The 16,631-nt window shown below is 67.0% G+C and carries 14 protein-coding genes; 5 read left to right on the plus strand and 9 right to left on the minus strand.

Going from position 1 to position 16,631, the window contains the following annotated elements:
• Window positions 1-28: 28 nt before the first annotated feature.
• The gene (locus AC5RT3_RS11655) at window positions 29-2,608 is read left to right on the plus strand and encodes an ATP-dependent DNA ligase (RefSeq protein ID WP_494052651.1); all 2,580 of its coding nucleotides are present in this window, start codon (window positions 29-31) and stop codon (window positions 2,606-2,608) included.
• 127 nt (window positions 2,609-2,735) lie between these two features.
• Here the strand turns inward: AC5RT3_RS11655 and AC5RT3_RS11660 are convergent, their stop codons facing one another.
• Window positions 2,736-2,990 (minus strand): hypothetical protein, encoded by a 255-nt coding sequence (locus AC5RT3_RS11660; RefSeq protein ID WP_494011742.1) that lies wholly within the window; start codon window positions 2,988-2,990, stop codon window positions 2,736-2,738.
• 609 nt (window positions 2,991-3,599) lie between these two features.
• On the opposite strand from AC5RT3_RS11660, the gene AC5RT3_RS11665 reads away from it, so the two are divergent.
• Together AC5RT3_RS11665 and AC5RT3_RS11670 are read left to right on the plus strand one after the other, a co-directional pair.
• On the plus strand, window positions 3,600-5,219 hold the full coding sequence (locus tag AC5RT3_RS11665) for an MFS transporter (protein ID WP_494052650.1): 1,620 nt from the start codon (window positions 3,600-3,602) through the stop codon (window positions 5,217-5,219).
• 234 nt (window positions 5,220-5,453) lie between these two features.
• Window positions 5,454-6,575, plus strand: coding sequence for an FUSC family protein (locus tag AC5RT3_RS11670; protein WP_494052649.1), 1,122 nt, complete (start codon window positions 5,454-5,456; stop codon window positions 6,573-6,575).
• Here the strand turns inward: AC5RT3_RS11670 and AC5RT3_RS11675 are convergent.
• The 5 genes from AC5RT3_RS11675 to AC5RT3_RS11695 all read right to left on the minus strand — a co-directional run bounded on the left by AC5RT3_RS11675 (window position 6,543) and on the right by AC5RT3_RS11695 (window position 12,780).
• Window positions 6,543-7,316: an SDR family NAD(P)-dependent oxidoreductase gene (locus tag AC5RT3_RS11675; protein WP_494052648.1), complete on the minus strand. Its 774-nt coding sequence runs from the start codon at window positions 7,314-7,316 to the stop codon at window positions 6,543-6,545. The genes AC5RT3_RS11670 and AC5RT3_RS11675 overlap by 33 nt on opposite strands.
• Before the next feature lie 79 nt (window positions 7,317-7,395).
• A complete protein-coding gene (locus tag AC5RT3_RS11680; RefSeq protein WP_494124317.1) occupies window positions 7,396-9,192 on the minus strand; it encodes an IucA/IucC family protein in 1,797 nt (598 codons plus the stop codon).
• A 56-nt stretch (window positions 9,193-9,248) separates the two neighbouring features.
• Complete coding sequence (locus AC5RT3_RS11685) at window positions 9,249-9,818, minus strand: GNAT family N-acetyltransferase (protein WP_494052647.1); 570 nt, start codon at window positions 9,816-9,818, stop codon at window positions 9,249-9,251.
• Window positions 9,815-11,182: a lysine N(6)-hydroxylase/L-ornithine N(5)-oxygenase family protein gene (locus AC5RT3_RS11690; protein ID WP_494052646.1), complete on the minus strand. Its 1,368-nt coding sequence runs from the start codon at window positions 11,180-11,182 to the stop codon at window positions 9,815-9,817. Before AC5RT3_RS11690 ends, AC5RT3_RS11685 begins: the two co-directional genes overlap by 4 nt.
• A complete protein-coding gene (locus AC5RT3_RS11695) occupies window positions 11,179-12,780 on the minus strand; it encodes a pyridoxal phosphate-dependent decarboxylase family protein (protein ID WP_494124318.1) in 1,602 nt (533 codons plus the stop codon). The genes AC5RT3_RS11690 and AC5RT3_RS11695 overlap by 4 nt, the downstream gene beginning before the upstream one ends.
• Window positions 12,781-13,061: 281 nt before the next feature.
• Between AC5RT3_RS11695 and AC5RT3_RS11700 the strand changes: the two genes are divergently transcribed.
• Window positions 13,062-13,487, plus strand: a complete 426-nt coding sequence (locus AC5RT3_RS11700; RefSeq protein WP_494124264.1) for a hypothetical protein — start codon at window positions 13,062-13,064, stop codon at window positions 13,485-13,487.
• 98 nt (window positions 13,488-13,585) lie between these two features.
• Complete coding sequence (locus AC5RT3_RS11705) at window positions 13,586-13,912, plus strand: hypothetical protein (protein ID WP_494052644.1); 327 nt, start codon at window positions 13,586-13,588, stop codon at window positions 13,910-13,912.
• Between the two features lie 27 nt (window positions 13,913-13,939).
• Here AC5RT3_RS11705 and AC5RT3_RS11710 read toward each other — a convergent pair whose 3' ends face one another.
• The 3 genes from AC5RT3_RS11710 to AC5RT3_RS11720 all read right to left on the minus strand — a co-directional run bounded on the left by AC5RT3_RS11710 (window position 13,940) and on the right by AC5RT3_RS11720 (window position 16,612).
• The gene (locus AC5RT3_RS11710) at window positions 13,940-14,899 is read right to left on the minus strand and encodes an NAD(P)/FAD-dependent oxidoreductase (protein WP_494052643.1); all 960 of its coding nucleotides are present in this window, start codon (window positions 14,897-14,899) and stop codon (window positions 13,940-13,942) included.
• Between the two features lie 107 nt (window positions 14,900-15,006).
• The gene (locus AC5RT3_RS11715) at window positions 15,007-15,336 is read right to left on the minus strand and encodes a GNAT family N-acetyltransferase (RefSeq protein WP_494052642.1); all 330 of its coding nucleotides are present in this window, start codon (window positions 15,334-15,336) and stop codon (window positions 15,007-15,009) included.
• Window positions 15,305-16,612, minus strand: coding sequence for an acyltransferase family protein (locus AC5RT3_RS11720; RefSeq protein WP_494052641.1), 1,308 nt, complete (start codon window positions 16,610-16,612; stop codon window positions 15,305-15,307). Before AC5RT3_RS11720 ends, AC5RT3_RS11715 begins: the two co-directional genes overlap by 32 nt.
• Window positions 16,613-16,631 lie beyond the last annotated feature (19 nt).

Below are 16,631 nucleotides of genomic sequence, written 5' to 3' on the forward strand. Positions count from 1 at the left end.
CATCAGTCCGGGCCGGAGGTGAAGACCCATGCCCGCAGGTAAGGACCGTGTCCGGGTGGCGGGCCGCGAACTGACGCTCACCAACCTGGACAAAATCATCTATCCGCAGACCGGAACCACCAAGGCGGACGTCCTGGCGTACTACGCTGCCGTGGCCCATGTCCTGATTCCCGCCGCCGCCAACCGGCCGGCAACGCGGAAACGCTGGGTCAACGGAGTGGGGACCGCGGAGCATCCCGGAGAGGTGTTCTTCCAGAAGAACCTCGAGGACTCGGCGCCAGGCTGGCTGCCACGGGCCGCCATCACGCACAAGGACCGGACCATCTACTACCCGCTGGTCAACGATCCCGCCACGCTCACGTGGTTCGGCCAGATCAACTCGCTGGAAATCCATGTGCCCCAGTGGCGCGTGGATTCGCACGGCAACCAGCTGAACCCGGACCGCCTGGTCCTGGACCTTGACCCGGGTGAGGGCGCGGGCCTGCCGGAATGCCGTGAGGTTGCCCTCCTGGCCCGGTCCATCCTGGAGGACGTGGGGCTGGACCCTGTCCCCGTCACCAGCGGCAGCAAGGGCATCCACCTGTACGCGCCGCTGGACGGGACACAGAGTTCGGACCAGATCTCCGCCTTCGCCCGCGAACTTGCCCGCGCCCTGGAAGCCGACCACCCGGACCTCGCCGTCAGCGACATGAAGAAGACGCTCCGGAGGGGGAAGGTGCTTGTGGACTGGAGCCAGAACAACGCAGCCAAGACCACCATCGTGCCGTACTCTCTGCGGGGCCGGCCCACGCCCATGGTGGCCGCCCCGCGGACGTGGCGCGAGATCAGCTCCAGCCGGTTGAAGCACCTGGACTACCACGAGGTCCTGCGCCGGGTGCAAGACGGGAAGGACCCGTTCGCCGTCGTCGTCAGCGCGTCCGGACAGGCCGCGGACTCCCATTCGGGGGATGTCGACACGCACGGCGGGTCAACACAGGGCGGGTCAGCAGCGGGCTCCGAAGGGCACGACGCGAATCCCCGGCTGGCCAAGTACCGGTCCATGCGTGATCCGAAGGCCACGCCCGAGCCGTTCAGCGGCGCGGCCGGAAGTGGCGACGCGTTCGTCATCCAGGAGCACCACGCCAGCAGGCTGCACTACGACCTCCGCCTGGAGCATGACGGTGTCCTGGTGTCCTGGGCCATCCCCAAGGGCGTCCCCGAATCCGGGGGCAAGAACCACCTCGCCGTGCAGACCGAGGACCACCCGATGGACTATCTCACGTTCCACGGCACCATCCCCAAGGGGGAATACGGCGCCGGTGAGATGACCATCTGGGACACCGGCACCTATGAGCTGCACAAGTGGATCAACGGCCGCGAGGTCATCGCCACCCTCCACGGTTCGGAGGGCGGCGGGCTGGGCAGCCCGAAGAAGTTTGCGCTGATCCACACCGGCCGCGGGCAGGGCAAGGATGCCGAGGGGCAGTGGCTGATCCATCTCATGGACAAGGAGCAGGCAGGCGGACGACGGCGGTACGCAGCCCCCGCGGCCGGGCAAGCGGAAAGTTCCGTGGATCCAGCCGGGAAAGCTGGCGGGCCGAAGGCCCCTTCAGCGGCGCGAAAGGACGCAGCATCGACGGAAGCCGCGACCAAGGCAGACACCGCTCCCTCCCCCGAAGATTTCGGCCCCATGATGGCCACTGCCGGTGACCCGGCAGACCTGCAGGGCAGCGACTGGCAGTTCGAGCTCAAGTGGGACGGCGTGCGGGCCCTCCTCGTGGCCGACGCGCAGCGCGTCCGCATCTTCAGCCGCAACGGCAACGACGTCACCCGCACCTACCCGGAACTAACGGACCGCTCCTGCTGGCCCGAGCAGCCCTTCGTGGCCGACGGCGAGATTGTGGCCGTCGGCGGGGACGGCCGGCCCGACTTCGGGCTGCTCCAGGGACGCATGAAACTCACCCGGCCTGCTGACGTCGCAAAAGCCCGCACGGCCATCCCCGTCCGGCTGGTTCTCTTCGACCTGCTGTCCGACGGCGGAACGGACCTCCGCCGGCTTCCGCTCAGCAAGCGGCGCGAGCGGCTGGAGGAGTTTTACCGCCCCTCCGGCTGCCCCGTGGACCTCTCGCTCGTGCTGGACGACCGCATCGACCACATCCTCGAGAGCGCGCGCGAGCTGGGCCTCGAGGGGGTCATGGCCAAGCGGACGGACAGCCGCTATGTGAGCGGGCAGCGCACCCGCACCTGGATCAAGCTCAAGATCGAACAGACCCAGGAAGTGGTGGTGGGCGGCTGGCGGCCGGGCAAGGGCGGCCGCCAGGACACCGTTGGATCGCTCCTGGTGGGTATCCCCGACGGCGACAAGCTGCAGTATGTGGGCCGGGTGGGCAGCGGCTTCAGCACCCGCGAACTGGCCGAACTCCGGCAGACGGTGGAGCGGCTGGCCAGGAAAACGTCACCCTTTCGCGACGTCCCCCGCCCCGATGCAGCGGACGCGCACTGGGTGGCGCCGCAACTGGTGGGCGAGGTGACGTACAGCGAGTGGACGGGCCCGGGGCGGCTGCGGCATCCACGGTGGCGCGGCTGGCGGCTGGACAAGGATCCGTCCGAGGTGGTCCGCGAGACCTGAGACGAACGACTGACGCGAAGATTCATCCGCCACGCGAAAATTGCCTGGCGCCCCCAAATAATGGGATCACCAGGCAATTTCCGTGTCGATAGTTGTTTTGTGTGGCGCCGGCGGAAACCGGCCGGGCCTAGGACGAGTGCGGCATCTGCGGCCGGCTTGTGCGGTGCACGGCCGTCACCGCTGCTTCGTGGCCCATCCTCCCCTGTCCGGAGCCGCGCTCCTTCGGGTGCCGGCGCTTCCCGTTGCCGTCCGGCCACGAGTTCTGCCTGGGCATTCCGGTCCCGCCAGTGATAGCCGGTCCGGGCAGGTCCGGAGTGTTCATGGCCGCCGCAAGGTGGTCTGCCAGCTCGGGTTTGATGTGGGTTTCACGGTTGTCAGCCATGTGGTCTTCCTTTCCGCAGTGAACTGAAGTGTTGCCCGGCGGCCGGGGCCCCGGGGAACCGCTGGACGTGCCAGCGGAGTTGCGCAGCCGGCCTGCTGCCGGGACATCCCCGGCTCACGATGCGCAGGCCTGAAAGGAACGGCGGGGTGCAGCCGGACGCTGTCCGGGCACACAGGTCCGCCTGCTTAAGAAGAAGGTTTTTCCATTGCTCCACCATAGGCACCGGGCAGCCGCCTGTGAACCCCTTTGCCCGGGGATTTGGACAGGCCGACGGCGGCATGCCGGCAGGGCGGAAATGGCCGCCTTCACGACAGGCACAGGCCATGGCCCCGATCACACTTAAGGTACGGGCGTCCGTCCAAAGGGGCATAAGAGGCGGCTGCGCCGAAAAAGATTTCGTAACCATGGCCACACCAGCGTGTCTTCCCTGCAATGACGCGGGAAAAGGCGGGAAACGTCACCCCGAATCGCGCGCTGAAACAGGCCCAAAGTGGTCGATACTACGGCATTCCGGGGCTGTGCGCCACGGAATTCCCGTAAAATTGAAGGCCTGCCCGGAGCGGGGCAGCTACAAGTCGCAAGCAAATGACCTCCACAGGAGTTGCCCAAATGCCCACAGACCGAAGCATGACCGACTCTTCAGCAGGCGCCAGGAACGCCAGCGGAACAGATCTGGCAGCCCCCAAGGCTGCGAAAAAACCACGGCGGCTGCCGCGCCGCCGGCTTAAGGAATCCGACGTCAACGTGGTGAACCAGCCGATGCTCAAAAAGGCACTCGGCGGAACCATCGTGGGCAACACCATGGAATGGTACGACGTAGGCGTCTTCGGCTACCTCATCACCACCATGGGGCCTGTCTTCCTGCCGGAGTCCGACCCCACCACGCAGACCCTGTTCCTGCTCGGAACCTTCGCTGCCACGTTCATCGCCCGTCCCCTGGGCGGCGTGATCTTCGGCTGGATGGGCGACAAGATGGGCCGGCAGAAGATCCTTGCCGCCACGCTCATGCTGATGGCCGCGAGCACGTTCGCCATCGGCCTGCTTCCCGGCTACGCGCAGATCGGGCTGTGGGCCGCCGGCCTGCTGGTACTGCTCAAGATCGTCCAGGGTTTCTCCACCGGCGGCGAGTATGCCGGCGCCACCACCTTTGTCAGCGAGTACGCCCCGGACAAGCGTCGCGGTTTCTTCGCGAGCTTCCTGGACATGGGCAGCTACCTGGGCTTCGCCCTCGGCGCCGCGCTGGTGTCCGCCCTGCAACTGGGGCTGGGACAGGCCGCCATGGAGGAATGGGGCTGGCGCATCCCGTTCCTGGTTGCCGGTCCGCTGGGCCTGATCGCCGTCTACTTCCGCAGCAAGATCGAGGAGTCCCCGCAGTTCCAGGCCACCCTGGACGCCCAGGAGGACATCGCCAAGAACGCTGCCGCCTCCGATGACGCTGCTGCCAAGGGCCCGGTGGGAATCGTCAAGGCCTACTGGCGCTCCATCATCGTTGCGATGATCCTGGTGGCCGCCGCCAACACGGCAGGCTACGCCTTGACCTCCTACATGCCTACCTACCTCACGGAATCCAAGGGCTACGACGAGGTGCACGGTACCCTGCTGACCATCCCGGTGCTGGTGGTCATGAGCCTCTGCATTCCACTGACGGGCAAGCTGTCCGACCGGATCGGCCGCCGTCCTGTGCTATGGATCGGCGCACTGAGCACCGTCATCCTGGCCGCCCCGGCGTTCATGCTCATCGGCATCGGTGAAGTCTGGTCCACCCTGGCCGGCCTGGCCCTGATCGCCTTCCCGGTGACGTTCTACGTGGCCAACCTGGCCTCGGCCCTGCCTGCGCAGTTCCCCACGTCCAGCCGTTACGGCGCCATGGGTATCGCCTACAACTTCTCCGTGGCCATCTTCGGCGGAACCACACCGTTCATCGTGGCGGCCCTGATCAGCGCCACCGGCAACGACATGATGCCTGCCTACTACCTGATGGGCACCTCGCTGGTGGGCGCCGTGGCCATCTACTTCCTGAAGGAATCCGCCCAGCGTCCGCTCCCGGGCTCCATGCCCAGCGTGGACACCCAGGCCGAGGCCAAGGAACTGGTGGCGACCCAGGACGAGAACCCGCTGATCGACCTGGACGAGCTGCCGTTCGAAACCCAGGACATCCAGGACGCAGTTGCCGCCGGCAAGGATTCCCCGGACAACTCCCAGGACCAGAAGGTTCCTGCCGGGGTTTAGCACCTTCTTGTAGCCCGCGCTTCCACAGGCCCGTCCGGCATGCTTCCTTGGGGGAGGCATGCCGGGCGGGCCTTCGCCGTGCCCGGGCGTCAGGCTGCCGCGCGCCCGGCACCACGCGGATGTCCTTGTATGACCGCCTGCTGCCGGAGGAAATGACTCCCCCGGCACTGGCCCGGGATAATTTCCCGGGAATCAGTAGAAGACAGGCAAGGGAACAGGCGGGGACAACAGGCCATGAAGCGCGTAGCGGAGCAGGTGCGCGCCCTCCACCGGCTGGAACCTGCCAGTAACGACCACCTGGCCGCACTGCGGGTGGCCGCCGGTGTGGCAGTCCCGTCGCTGCTCCTCCTGGCTGCAGGCCGGACGGACCTCATCATGTACGCGGTGTTCGGTGCGCTGACCGGGATGTACGGACGGGCCGAACCACACCAGCTGCGGCTTATCCACCAGGCCCAGGCCGCCCTCGTGCTCCTAAGCGGCGTTACGGTGGGCGTTGTCCTGTCCGTGAACCACCTGCACTCCTGGTGGCTCGTTGCGGTGGAGGCCGTGCTCGCCGGACTGGCGTCCGCCTACTCGGACCGGGTCCGGCTTAAGCCCAATGGCCCGTTCTTTGCCATCCTCGCCCTTGGTGCCTGCGCTTCCGTTCCCATGCTGGTTCCCTGGTACGCCGCGCTGCTGATCGCGGCCGGGTCCGCCGCTTTCTCCATGGTTATCGGTTTCAGCGGCTGGCTCCGCCGCCGCACCTGGCAGCGGGGCGCCTCCCGGAGCCTGCCGGCGGGGGCAGGGCACCGGGAGATGCTCGTCCACGCGGCGCGGTATGTGCTGGCCGTGGGAGCGGCGGGAACCATCGGCGTCCTCAGCGGCAGCGGCCACCCGCACTGGGCGATGGCGGCGGCCGCCGTGCCGCTCGCGGGTGCAGACCTCCCCAGCAGTGTCCGCCGCGGCATCCACCGGATTGTGGGGACGTTCGTGGGGCTGGCGGTCACCGCCGTCGTGATTCTCCCGGAGCCCTGGACACTTACCGGGCTGTTCCCCGGGCAGCAGGCCATCCTGCTGGCCCTGCTGGTGATCCTGTTCCAGTTCACCACCGAGCTGTTCATGGCCCGCCACTACGGCTTCGCCATGGTGTCCTTCACGCCCGTCATCCTGCTGATGACCCAGCTCGCGGCCCCCATGGACCCCGCGCTCCTGATCCTGGAACGCGGCGCGGAGACCCTGGTGGGCGCGCTGGTGGGAATTCTGGTGGTGGTTACGGTGCGCCGGGCTGGAACGCGGAGTTTCGCCGCCCTGCTGGGGCGGGGCCCGCTCGTCCGGCTTCCGCCCCTACTTCGGCTTCCGCGCAGGTCCCGCCACTAGCTTCGCCGGCGCCACCCGCGCCACCGCGGCCACCAGCTTGTACCGCTTGGACGGGATGGACACGGCCCTGCCGCGTTCGTTGTCCGCCAGGGCCTCGCGCACCACGCGGTCCGCGTGCAGCCAGGCCCAGGAGGGGGCCACCGACTTGTCCATTCCCATCCGGTCGTGGAATTCCGTGTGGGTGAACCCGGGGCAGACGGCAGTTACCCTGATGCCCTGCTTGCGGTACGCCAGGTTGGCCCAGCGGCTGAAGCTCACCAGCCATGCCTTCGCCGCGGAGTAGGTGCCGCGCGGCAGGAACGCGGCGATGCTTGCCACGTTGATGATCCTGCCGCTGCGGCGTTCCAGCATGCCTTTCAGTGCGGCATGCGTCAGCACCATGGCGGTTTCGCCGTGCAGTTTCAGGTGCTTCTTCTCCTCCGAGATGCGGTTGTCCTCGAAGTTGTGGAGCAGCCCGATCCCGGCGTTGTTGACCAGGATGCCTACCGGCCGCTCCGGATCGGAGAGGCGTGCGGCGACGGCGGCCACCCCTGCGTCGTCCGTGAGGTCGGCGGGGAGCACCTCAGCCGTAATTCCGTGGCGCCGTTCCAGGCCCGCCGCGGCTTCCTCGAGGCGGGCACGGTTCCGCGCCACCAGGACCAGGTTGGTGCCCTGGGCGGCGAGCTGGCGTGCAAACTCGGCGCCCAGGCCCGCGCTGGCCCCGGTGATGAGTGCTGTGGTTCCGGAGGTTTTAGCCGTCATGCTGCAAGCCTAGCTACATGCCGGGCCATCCTGGACCCGCCCCCAATCGGCCCCAGGCGGCCTTCTTCCCAAGGCGTCCTCAGGCAAAGCGGGCCAGTGGGTTGGCCAGGCGCCCGGCCATCTGCAGTCCGCCCGACGGGTCCGTGAGGTCCAGCATCTGCTGGTTGTTCCGGAGCTGGAGCCGGTTCAGGCAGGACAGCTCGAAGTCCGGAGCGAAGAGGTTGTGGCGGGCAAACTGGTCCGCGAGCTCCGGATGCTGCTCCTGGTACTCCTTCACGGCCGCGGCAGCCGTCCTCCAGAACTCCTCCTGGCCCAGCGTCCCGTAGTCCTCCAGCAGCGCCGCCATGAACCGGAAGATGCAGTCGAAAATGTCCGTGAAAATGGCCAGGACCTTTTCGCCGTCCGGGATGGCGGCCTTGATCCGGGACAGCTCTTCGGGAAGGTCCAGACGGTCCCCCATCACCACGATTTCCTCGGCGATGTCCTTCATGATGGCCCGCACCGGCACCCCGTCCTGGAGGACCAGGATGACGTTTTCGCCGTGCGGCATGAACGCCAGCTCGTACTTGTACAGGCAGTGCACCAGCGGCACCAGGTACGCCTCGAAGTAGCGGCGCAGCCAGTCTGCGGGGGCCAGCCCGGAGCGTTCAATCAGTGCGGACACCATCGGCAAGCCCTGCGCATCAACGTGCAGGAGCGAAGCCATCGTGGCCAGCTGCTGCCCGTCCCGGAGCAGGGGCAGCGGGCTTTCACGCCACAGCGCGGACAGCATTTTCCGGTAAGGCGACCCGTTGGCCGAACCGGCCTCGTAGTAGCCATTGTGGTAACCCAGGGCAGCGATCTCGCCGATCATGGTGAAGCCCCGCTGCTGCAGGGCGCCGTCCGCCTCGATCAGGTTCCGCAACCAGTCGTTGATGGCCGGCGTGGCCTTCATGTACTGCGGCGACAGCCCGCGCATGAAGCCCATGTTCAGCACGGACATGGCAGTTTTGACGTAGTTCCGGGCCGGGACACTGGTGTTGAAGAACGTCCGGATGGACTGCTGGGCCTGGTACTGGTCTGTCCCCGTCCCCAGGTAGACGATGCGCTGGCTGGCAATTTCGGCCGCGAACGTCACGGTCAGCTTGTTCTCCCACTGCCAGGGGTGGACAGGCATGAAGAAGTACTGCTCCGGATCCAGGCCCTGGAGCTGCAGTTCGCTGGTGAAGTCCGCCGCCAGCGGGCCGAGCTCGGCGTCCAGGTGGGCCCGGTAGTCCAGCCCGGCGCTCGAGGTGAAGACGGCGTGGCTGCGGTGCACGGCGATCCACTCCAGCTGAACCGCCGCCCCGGTTTCCGGGGCGAAGGCGTGGTAGTCGCTGATGCCAAAGCCCAGCCGGCCGTTGTTGGCCACAAAGCAGGGGTGGCCCTCGGTCATGCTCCGCTCGATCGCCTGGAAGTCGGCGGCGGTGTCTTGGCCGCCGGTCACGCCGGCCGCGAGTTCTGCGGCAGACGGCTGGCCGGCCCACTGCTTGTACGCGTAGCTTGCCAGGGTGCTGCTGATTTCCTCCAGGTAGACGGGGAGCATCTGGATGTTGATCCCCAAGGTCTCGTGGAACGCCGTGATGAACCCCAGTACATCCAGCGGCGCTTCCGTGCCGCCTTGGAGGTAGCGGATGGACGCGGCATCGATGGCCCAGTGCTCCAGCTCCAGGACGCGGGCGGTGAACCGGTACTCGTGGAGCCCGTCGCCGCTGTGCACACGGTAGCTGCCGGGCCCCCCGGCCACCGGTTCCGGCGTAAGGATCCGCTCGTGTGAGAACTCGGCGAGCGCCTTGCGCAGCAGGTGCCGGTTGGCCCTGCTCCAGCGCTCCGCATCCAGGTGCGGGGCGGCGTTCATGGTGCCGGCGACGGGGGTGCCGCGGCGGGCGGATGCGAAGGTGTCGAAGTGGACTGTCACAGTGAAGCTCCCTGCGGGACGGGCGTGGAAAGAGTGTCTAGTGCGGCCCTGGCGGCAAGGTAGTCGGCGCGGGTGCAGAAGCTGAGCAGGGCTTCCTTGTCCGGCAGGGTGACCAGCCCGGCAGCCTGGAACCCGAGCCGTTCGTTGAGGGCGTGGATCCTGGTGTTCCGGGCATCCGGTTCCACCACCACGCGCTCCACCTCCGGCCGGTCAAACAGCCGGCCAAGGACGGCATCCATCACTGCCGTGGTGTAGCCGGATTCGGGGTTTCCCGACGGCGGGGCAACCAGCAGGTGCATGCCCACGTCGCCGGGCTGGACGGCGTAGAGGCCGGCCAGCGGCGAGGACGCCGGAAGGTACTCCTCCATCAGGAAGGCGGGGACGCCGCCGTCGAGCCCCAGAAGCGCGTGGTGGTGGCCGCTGGACTGGATTTTGGCGTATTCCGCCACCACGTCCTCCTCACTGGCGGACAGCATTCCCCAGAAGGAGGCGTAGGGCTGGGTCACCCAACTGTGCAGGAGCGGCGCGTCGGCCTTGGCGTCGAGGCAGCGGAACGTGAACCTCATGCCGGCACCTCCGCTCCGGCGGTAGCCGGTGCGGCGGGCGCGCCAGCGGCGGCCGGGGAACCGAACTGCTGGAACGCGATGCTGCGCTCCACTTGGTACACCTCGCGGCCGGTGATCTCCCGCAGGATGCAGGAGTTGCGGTAGGCACCCATGCCCAGGTCCGGGGTGACGAAGCCGTGGGTGTGGAGTTCGGCGTTCTGGACGAAGATCTCGCCCGGCTCGACGCCGGTGCTGTAGTTCCGGTCCACCGCGAACCTGCCGGCGCTGTCCCGGGCTATCCGGTCCTGCACACCGGCCAGGAACGCCGGCTCCCGGTAGCCGTAGCCGGTGGCAAACACCACGGCTTCACTGTCCAGCGTGTAGGAGGTGCCCTGTTCGCCGTGGCGGAACTGCAGGGTGTGGGTGCCGGCGGCCGGGTCCCACTGCGCGCCGGTCAGTGTGGAATGGGTCAGCAGCTGGCTATTGACAATGCCGGACAGGCTCTTGGCGTAGAGCAGGTCGTAGATCGCATCGATCAGGTCCGAGTTGATCCCCTTGTAGAGGTTCTTCTGCGTCTTGTTGAGGTGGTCCCGGCGCTCCTGCGGCAGTCCGTGGAAGTAGTCCACGTACTCGGGCGAGGTCATCTCCAGGGTCAGCTTGGTGTACTCCAGCGGGAAGAACCGGCCGGAGCGGGTCACCCAGTTCAGCTGGTAGCCGTGGACGTCGGCTTCCTGCAGGAGCTCGTAATAGATCTCGGCGGCACTCTGGCCGCTGCCCAGGACGGTGATGCTGCGACGCTGCTGCAACTCGGCTTTCCGGGCCAGGTAGTCGGCATTGTGGAAGGCCACTCCCCCGCTCCCGTCCGTCGCGCCGGCAACGATGCCGGCACCGGCTTCCGGCACGTAAGGGGAGGTGCCGGTTCCCAGCACCAGCCGCCGGGCGTAAAGCACCTCAGGCCCACCGGGACCGGAGACGGCCAGGCGGTACAGGCCGCCGTCGTACTCCGTATCCAGCACAACCGTGCCAAAACGGACGGAAGCCAGTTGGCCCGCCACCCACTGGCAGTACTGGTTGTACTCGGCGCGCAGGGGGTAGAAGTTTTCCCGGATGTAGAAGCGGTACAGCCGGCCCGTCTGCTTCAGGAAGTTCAGGAACGAATAGGGCGAGGTGGGGTCCGCCAGGGTGACGAGGTCCGCCATGAAGGGTACTTGGAGGTGGGCGGGCTCCAGCATCATCCCGGGGTGCCAGTCAAAGGACTCGCGCTGCTCCAGGAAGATGCCCTCCACCCCTTCCACGGGCTCGGTGAGGGCGGCGAGGCCCAGGTTGAAGGGCCCGACGCCGATGGCGGCAAAGTCGTAGATCCTGTGGTTGTCCTGGGTGCTCATGCGGATACCTCGCTCTGCAGCAGTCCGGCGCCGGTGGTGCGGAGGAGGCCGATGATCTCGGCGATGTCCTCGAGCGTTGCCTCGGCGTTGAGGAGGGTGAATTTCAGGTAGTGCCGGCCCCCCACTTTGGTGCCGGCAACCACTGCCTGGCCGGATGCGAACACGGCGGCGCGGATGGCGGGGTTGATGGCGTCGGCGGCGTCCTCGGACAGGCGTTCCCCGCTGCCCAGCACCGGGCGGTAGCGGAACACCAGGGTGCTGAGCTGCGGCGCTGCAGCGAGCTCGAAGTCGTCGTCGGCCTCGAGGAGGGAGCCCACTCGGGCGGCGAGGTCGATCGCCTCGTCGAACAATGCCCCGACGGCGTCCGCACCCATGATCCGCAGGGTGAGCCACAGCTTGAGCGCGTCGAACCGGCGGGTGGTTTGGATGCTCTTGTCCACCTGGTTGGGGATGTCGGCCAGGGCAGCGCTCTCCGGGTTCAGATAGTCGGCGTAGTAGGTGATGTGGCGCAGCATGGCGGACTCGCGGACCAGGAGGGCGCTGGAGCTGACCGGCTGGAAGAAGGTCTTGTGGAAGTCCACGGTGACAGAATCCGCGAGGCGGGTGCCGTCCAGCAGGTGCCGGTAGCGCCCGGACACCATGAGTCCGCCGCCGTACGCGGCGTCGATGTGGAACCAGGCCCCGTAGGCCTTGGCGAGGGCGGCGAGGTCTGCGAGCGGGTCCACGGCGCCGAAGTCCGTAGTCCCTGCGGTGGCTACTACCGCCATGGCGGTCAGGCCCGCGCGGCTTGCTTCCGCCATGGCCTCGGCGAGGGCCGCAGGGTCCATCCTGTGGTCCGGGGTGCAGGGGATGCTGATGACGGCGTCGAAGCCGAGGCCCAGCATGGAGGCCGACTTCTGGATGCTGAAGTGACTGTCCGCCGAGGTGAAGATCCGCAGGGTATCCAGCAGGGCAGGGAGGCGGAGGCCGCTGCGGGCGGGATCCTGCCGGAGCCCCGCCACGGCGTGGTTCCGCGCGATCAGCAGCGCCTGGAGGTTGGACTGGCTGCCCCCGGAGGTGAAGATGCCGTCCGCGTTGTCGCCCAGGTGCAGTCGCTCCGCTGTCCAGTCGATAAGGCGGCGTTCGATCATGGTGGCGCCCGCGCTCTGGTCCCACGTGTCCAGTGAAGAGTTCACCGCGGACAGGATGGCCTCGCCCACCAAAGCGGGAATCACCACTGGGCAGTTGAGGTGGGCGGCGTACTTGGCGTCGTGGAAGTAGATGGCGTCCCGGAGGTAGACGGATTCGAGTTCCTGGAGCGCGGCCGCGGTGTCCGGCAGTGGGGCATCCAGATCCACGGCGCCCACGCGGGCCTTCATTTCCGAAGGCCCGACGCCGGTGAACGGCGTGGTGGTGCGCTCCAGCTTGGTGGCCACCGCGGTGACGCCCTGCAGTACCTGCGCCACGTAGCGCGGCGAGTTCCGTGCATTGAACAGATGGTTGGTTGCCCCCAGGGCGAGCTCCACCCGGGAGCCGAAGTCCTGCCCCGGCGGCTCGGGTTTTGTGTCCACACCGCTGCTGCGGTGGTCATCCACGGGTAACTCGTCAAGGCGGGGCATCAGCGACACTCGTCTTCCTTCGGTCAGGAGCTGGGGAATTACAGAGGTAAGCCTTACTTAGGTAACCCTTTTAATCAAACTTTTGTGCTCTATTTCTCTCCGGCCCGGAATTTCAGCGTTTCCGACACTCCTTCCCGCGTCATTGACTGGCGTGCGGCATGGGGTTTGACGCAGAATGCCCTTCCGCCGACCGGAAGCCAGCACGGCGCGTAGCGGCTGCCGCCGCGGCTAAGGTTGATGTACCAGCAGCACTGAACGCTGCGTTTCGATCTGGGGGAACAATGGAACAGGTACCGGCGCACGCGATCGGGTTTCGGGAAGTGGACCGGGACGGGAATCCCATTCCTGAGGACAACGAACAGGCGGCCCGGAACCCGGAGGGCGGCAACATGCTTGCCTTCAACCCCTTCATTGCTGCCCTCTGGCTCCTCACAGCCGTGCTCATTGGCGGCGGAACATGGATTTTCGCCAACGCGGACACCTTCGTGGGCCCTGGCAGCGGCGGGATGCCGGCGCAGTTCCTGGTGTTTACCTTTACGCCCTATGCGGTCTTCGCCGGGATTGCGGCGCCATCAGCCTGCTGTTCTGGCATGCACTGCAGTGGCGGCGCAAGCGGGCGTAGGGAGCAGCTCCTGAAAGGCTCGGGGGCAGGAAAGCGACCTCCCTGGCATGTGTCGCTGGCCACAACGGATTTGCCCGTTTATTAGTAAGCATGCTTAGGTAATGGTTGTAAATGAACCTCCGCAAGCAGTTCGCGGCGGGGCTGCCCACGCTGGCGGCCTCGTGAAGAAGCCCAAGGATGAACATGATGGCCACCGCTACCGAAGATCAGTTGACGGCGTTTGGGGAACGCCCAGCGGGAGAAGCATCTCCCGCTGAAACGACCCAGACGCTGGATATGGGGCTGCTGGTCACGCTCAACTCGCGCATGCACTGCCGCATGCCCATGCAGCGGATCGATCCCGCCGAGCTTCCCGTCCACCAGCCCGTCCATGTGGACGGGACCGGTATCGTTCCGGTCGGCATGGCCGCCGGCAGTGACACGGTAGTGAGCTACCGCTGCGCCTGTGGTTTCACGATGGATGACCCTGCCTCCAGCCTCGTGGTCACCCCGCAGGCCCTCGCCAGCTAAGCACCGCGGCTGGAGCCGCGCCCGTCTTTAGTGGCTGTAGGCCCGCGCCGCCGCCACGGCTTGCCGCGTATCCGCCAGCACCAGGTCAGCATTGATGGCAGAAGCGGCACGTAACCCGGCAGCCGCCGCCGTCATCACCTGCGCTGAAACGTCCGTGGCATTGCCGGCAGCCCACACTCCGGGACAGGAGGTCAGTCCTGAGTCGTCCGCCTGCAGGCGGCTGCCTTCCCCCTCGTCCAGACCGCAGGGTTCCAGCCCCAGGCGCTGGAGCATGTTCGCCTTGCTTACGGCTGCCGGACTGACAGCCAGCACGTCCAGCGGCCGTACCCTCCCGTCGTCAAGAGTCAGCCCGGCCAGTTTGTCTGCCTGGACATCCAGTCCACTTACTACGCCGTCAACTACCCGGACGGAACGGGCACGCAACTGTTCCTGCTCATCAGGGCTGAGCGTAAGCGCGCCGTTCAGGAAGAGGGTTACGTCCTGGCTCCATTGCCGGAAGGTCAGCGCCTCCGGGACAGAATTGGAGTCCGCCGCCAGGACGCCAATCCGCTGATCCCGGATCTCCCAGCCGTGGCAGTAGGGGCAGTACAGGACATCCCGCCCCCAGCGTTCTGCCAGCCCGGGAATTTCAGGCAACTCGTCAGTGATCCCGGAGGCGATCAGGAGCCGGCGGGCAGTCAGGGTTGCGCCTTCCCGGAGCGAGAGGACAAAATTTCCGCCCTGGCGGCGTGCCGACACTACGAATCCCCGGCGGGCGGTCCCGCCGAACCGTGCCAGCTCGTCCCGGCCCGCAGACACCAGGTCCTGCGGGCTCATGCCTTCACGGCTCAGGAAACCGTGCACCCCGGCTGCCCTCAGGTTCCGCTGTTCGCCGGCGTCGATCACCACCACAGAGCGCAAGGCCCTGGCGAGGGCAACGCCCGCGCTCAACCCGGCCGGTCCCCCTCCTATGACTGCAACATCGAACAATGCTTCCGGATGAGCCATGGTGTCCTTCCGCCTTGCTTTTACGGCCTTTTCTACCGGTCAAGTACCCGGTGCAGTGGAACCATAACGGCGTGGGCGGTGGGGCTCTTCAGGATGAAGCCATGCGGCTACCCCTCCGGCCAGTCAACAAACTGTTCGTAGCCCTCGTGCTTGCGCAGGTAGCCGGAAATGAACGGGCAGTGCGGAATGATGCGTTTGCCCGTAGCCACGACGTCGTCCAGGGCAAAGTGGGCCAGCACCTTGCCCAGGCCACGTCCCTCGAAGTCAGAACTGGTTTCGGTGTGGGTGAAATCGATGTGTCCGGGCAGGTCCCGGAAGAACGACTGCACGGCCAGTTTGCCCCCCACCAGCAGCTCGTAGCGGTGCTGCCCATCGTTGCGCCGCAGGGTGACGTCGGGGGTGAACCTATCCTCGGTGGACATCGTGTTCTCGGTCATGGTTCGACACTGGCACTACTTCACCCCGCTGGCAATGCCAGAGCAACAGCATTAGGGCAGCGGCGAAGCAGGCTGCGCCAGAACCCAGCAGCCCCAGCGAGAGGCCGCTGAAGGCCACGGCCCCGACTGGAAGGAAGACCACGACGACGGCGACCGCCACCCGGGCGGGCCGGCAGCGGGTGCCGGGAACCGTCGTCGGACGTTCCTCCAGGCGGCCAAAGGCCAGCACGGCGGCTCCCAGCAGGAGGATCAGCGCCAAGAGGACCAGGGGCCTTGCCCACCACCACTCCGCCGTGCTTGAAGCGGGTTTGGGCAACGGAGTGAGGAGCAGCAGCCCTGACATTCCGACCAGCAGGGGAAGGTGCCACAGATACACCGTGAGGGAGCGGCTTCCCGCGGCCGTCATGAGCCTGCTGACCCACCGCACCGAGCACACCGGGACCAGCACCGGCCGCGCCAGCTCAAGGAGGGCCGCCTGCGAGATGCCCAGCAGGAGCAGGCAGAGGTTGGGCGGGTTGAGGTTGACCAGCATATTGCCCGGATACAGTCCCACACCCGTCACGGCACCGAGGACCAGGTTGGCCCCCACGGCAAGGGCAAGCAGCCCGGAACGCGACATCCTGGACCAGTGGCCGTCGGCCAGAAGGAACCCCACCTGCTGTACGGCGCACCACAGGAACACCAGATTGGCGTGCGCCAGACCGGGAAGCGTCCCGCGGAGGCAGTCAACCGCTATCACCAGCGCAACCAGCGCTCCGAAAGTGAGCCAGGGGGCGCGGCGGTGCAGGGCGGCCAGGAGCGGGATGTTCAGCTGGGCCGCAAGGTAGGCGGCCAGGAACCACAGGGGCATCCCTGCGCCGGTCGCCATCAGCTGGAGCACCTGCGGATGCACACCCAGCAGCCCTGCCGCGCCCAGGCCTCCGAACATCACCGCCAGCAGCGCGGTGGCGGGGCGTACCAGGCGCAGGAGCCTCGCCCGGACAAACTGGGACGCCGTTCCACCGCCCTTGCTGAGCCGCCGCCAGGACTGCAGGCCGGTGATGCCGCCGGTGACGAAAAACAGCGGCATGACCATGAAGATCCAGATGACCGGAACAAACCAGTCCTGCTCGGCGACCGTGTTCTGCGTGGTCACCGTGCCGTCGGCATGCAGGACAGGGCTCATCATCATGCAGTGGCCCACCACCACCAGGACCAGGCAGACGAAGCGCACAAGGTCGATGACGGCGTCGCGGCCCTCCGCCGCAACCGGCCGGAAACCCCTAGCGTGCCTCATTGTGCCGCCCATTACCGGG

The sequence above is a fragment of the Arthrobacter sp. Y3221159 genome (genome assembly GCF_059089885.1).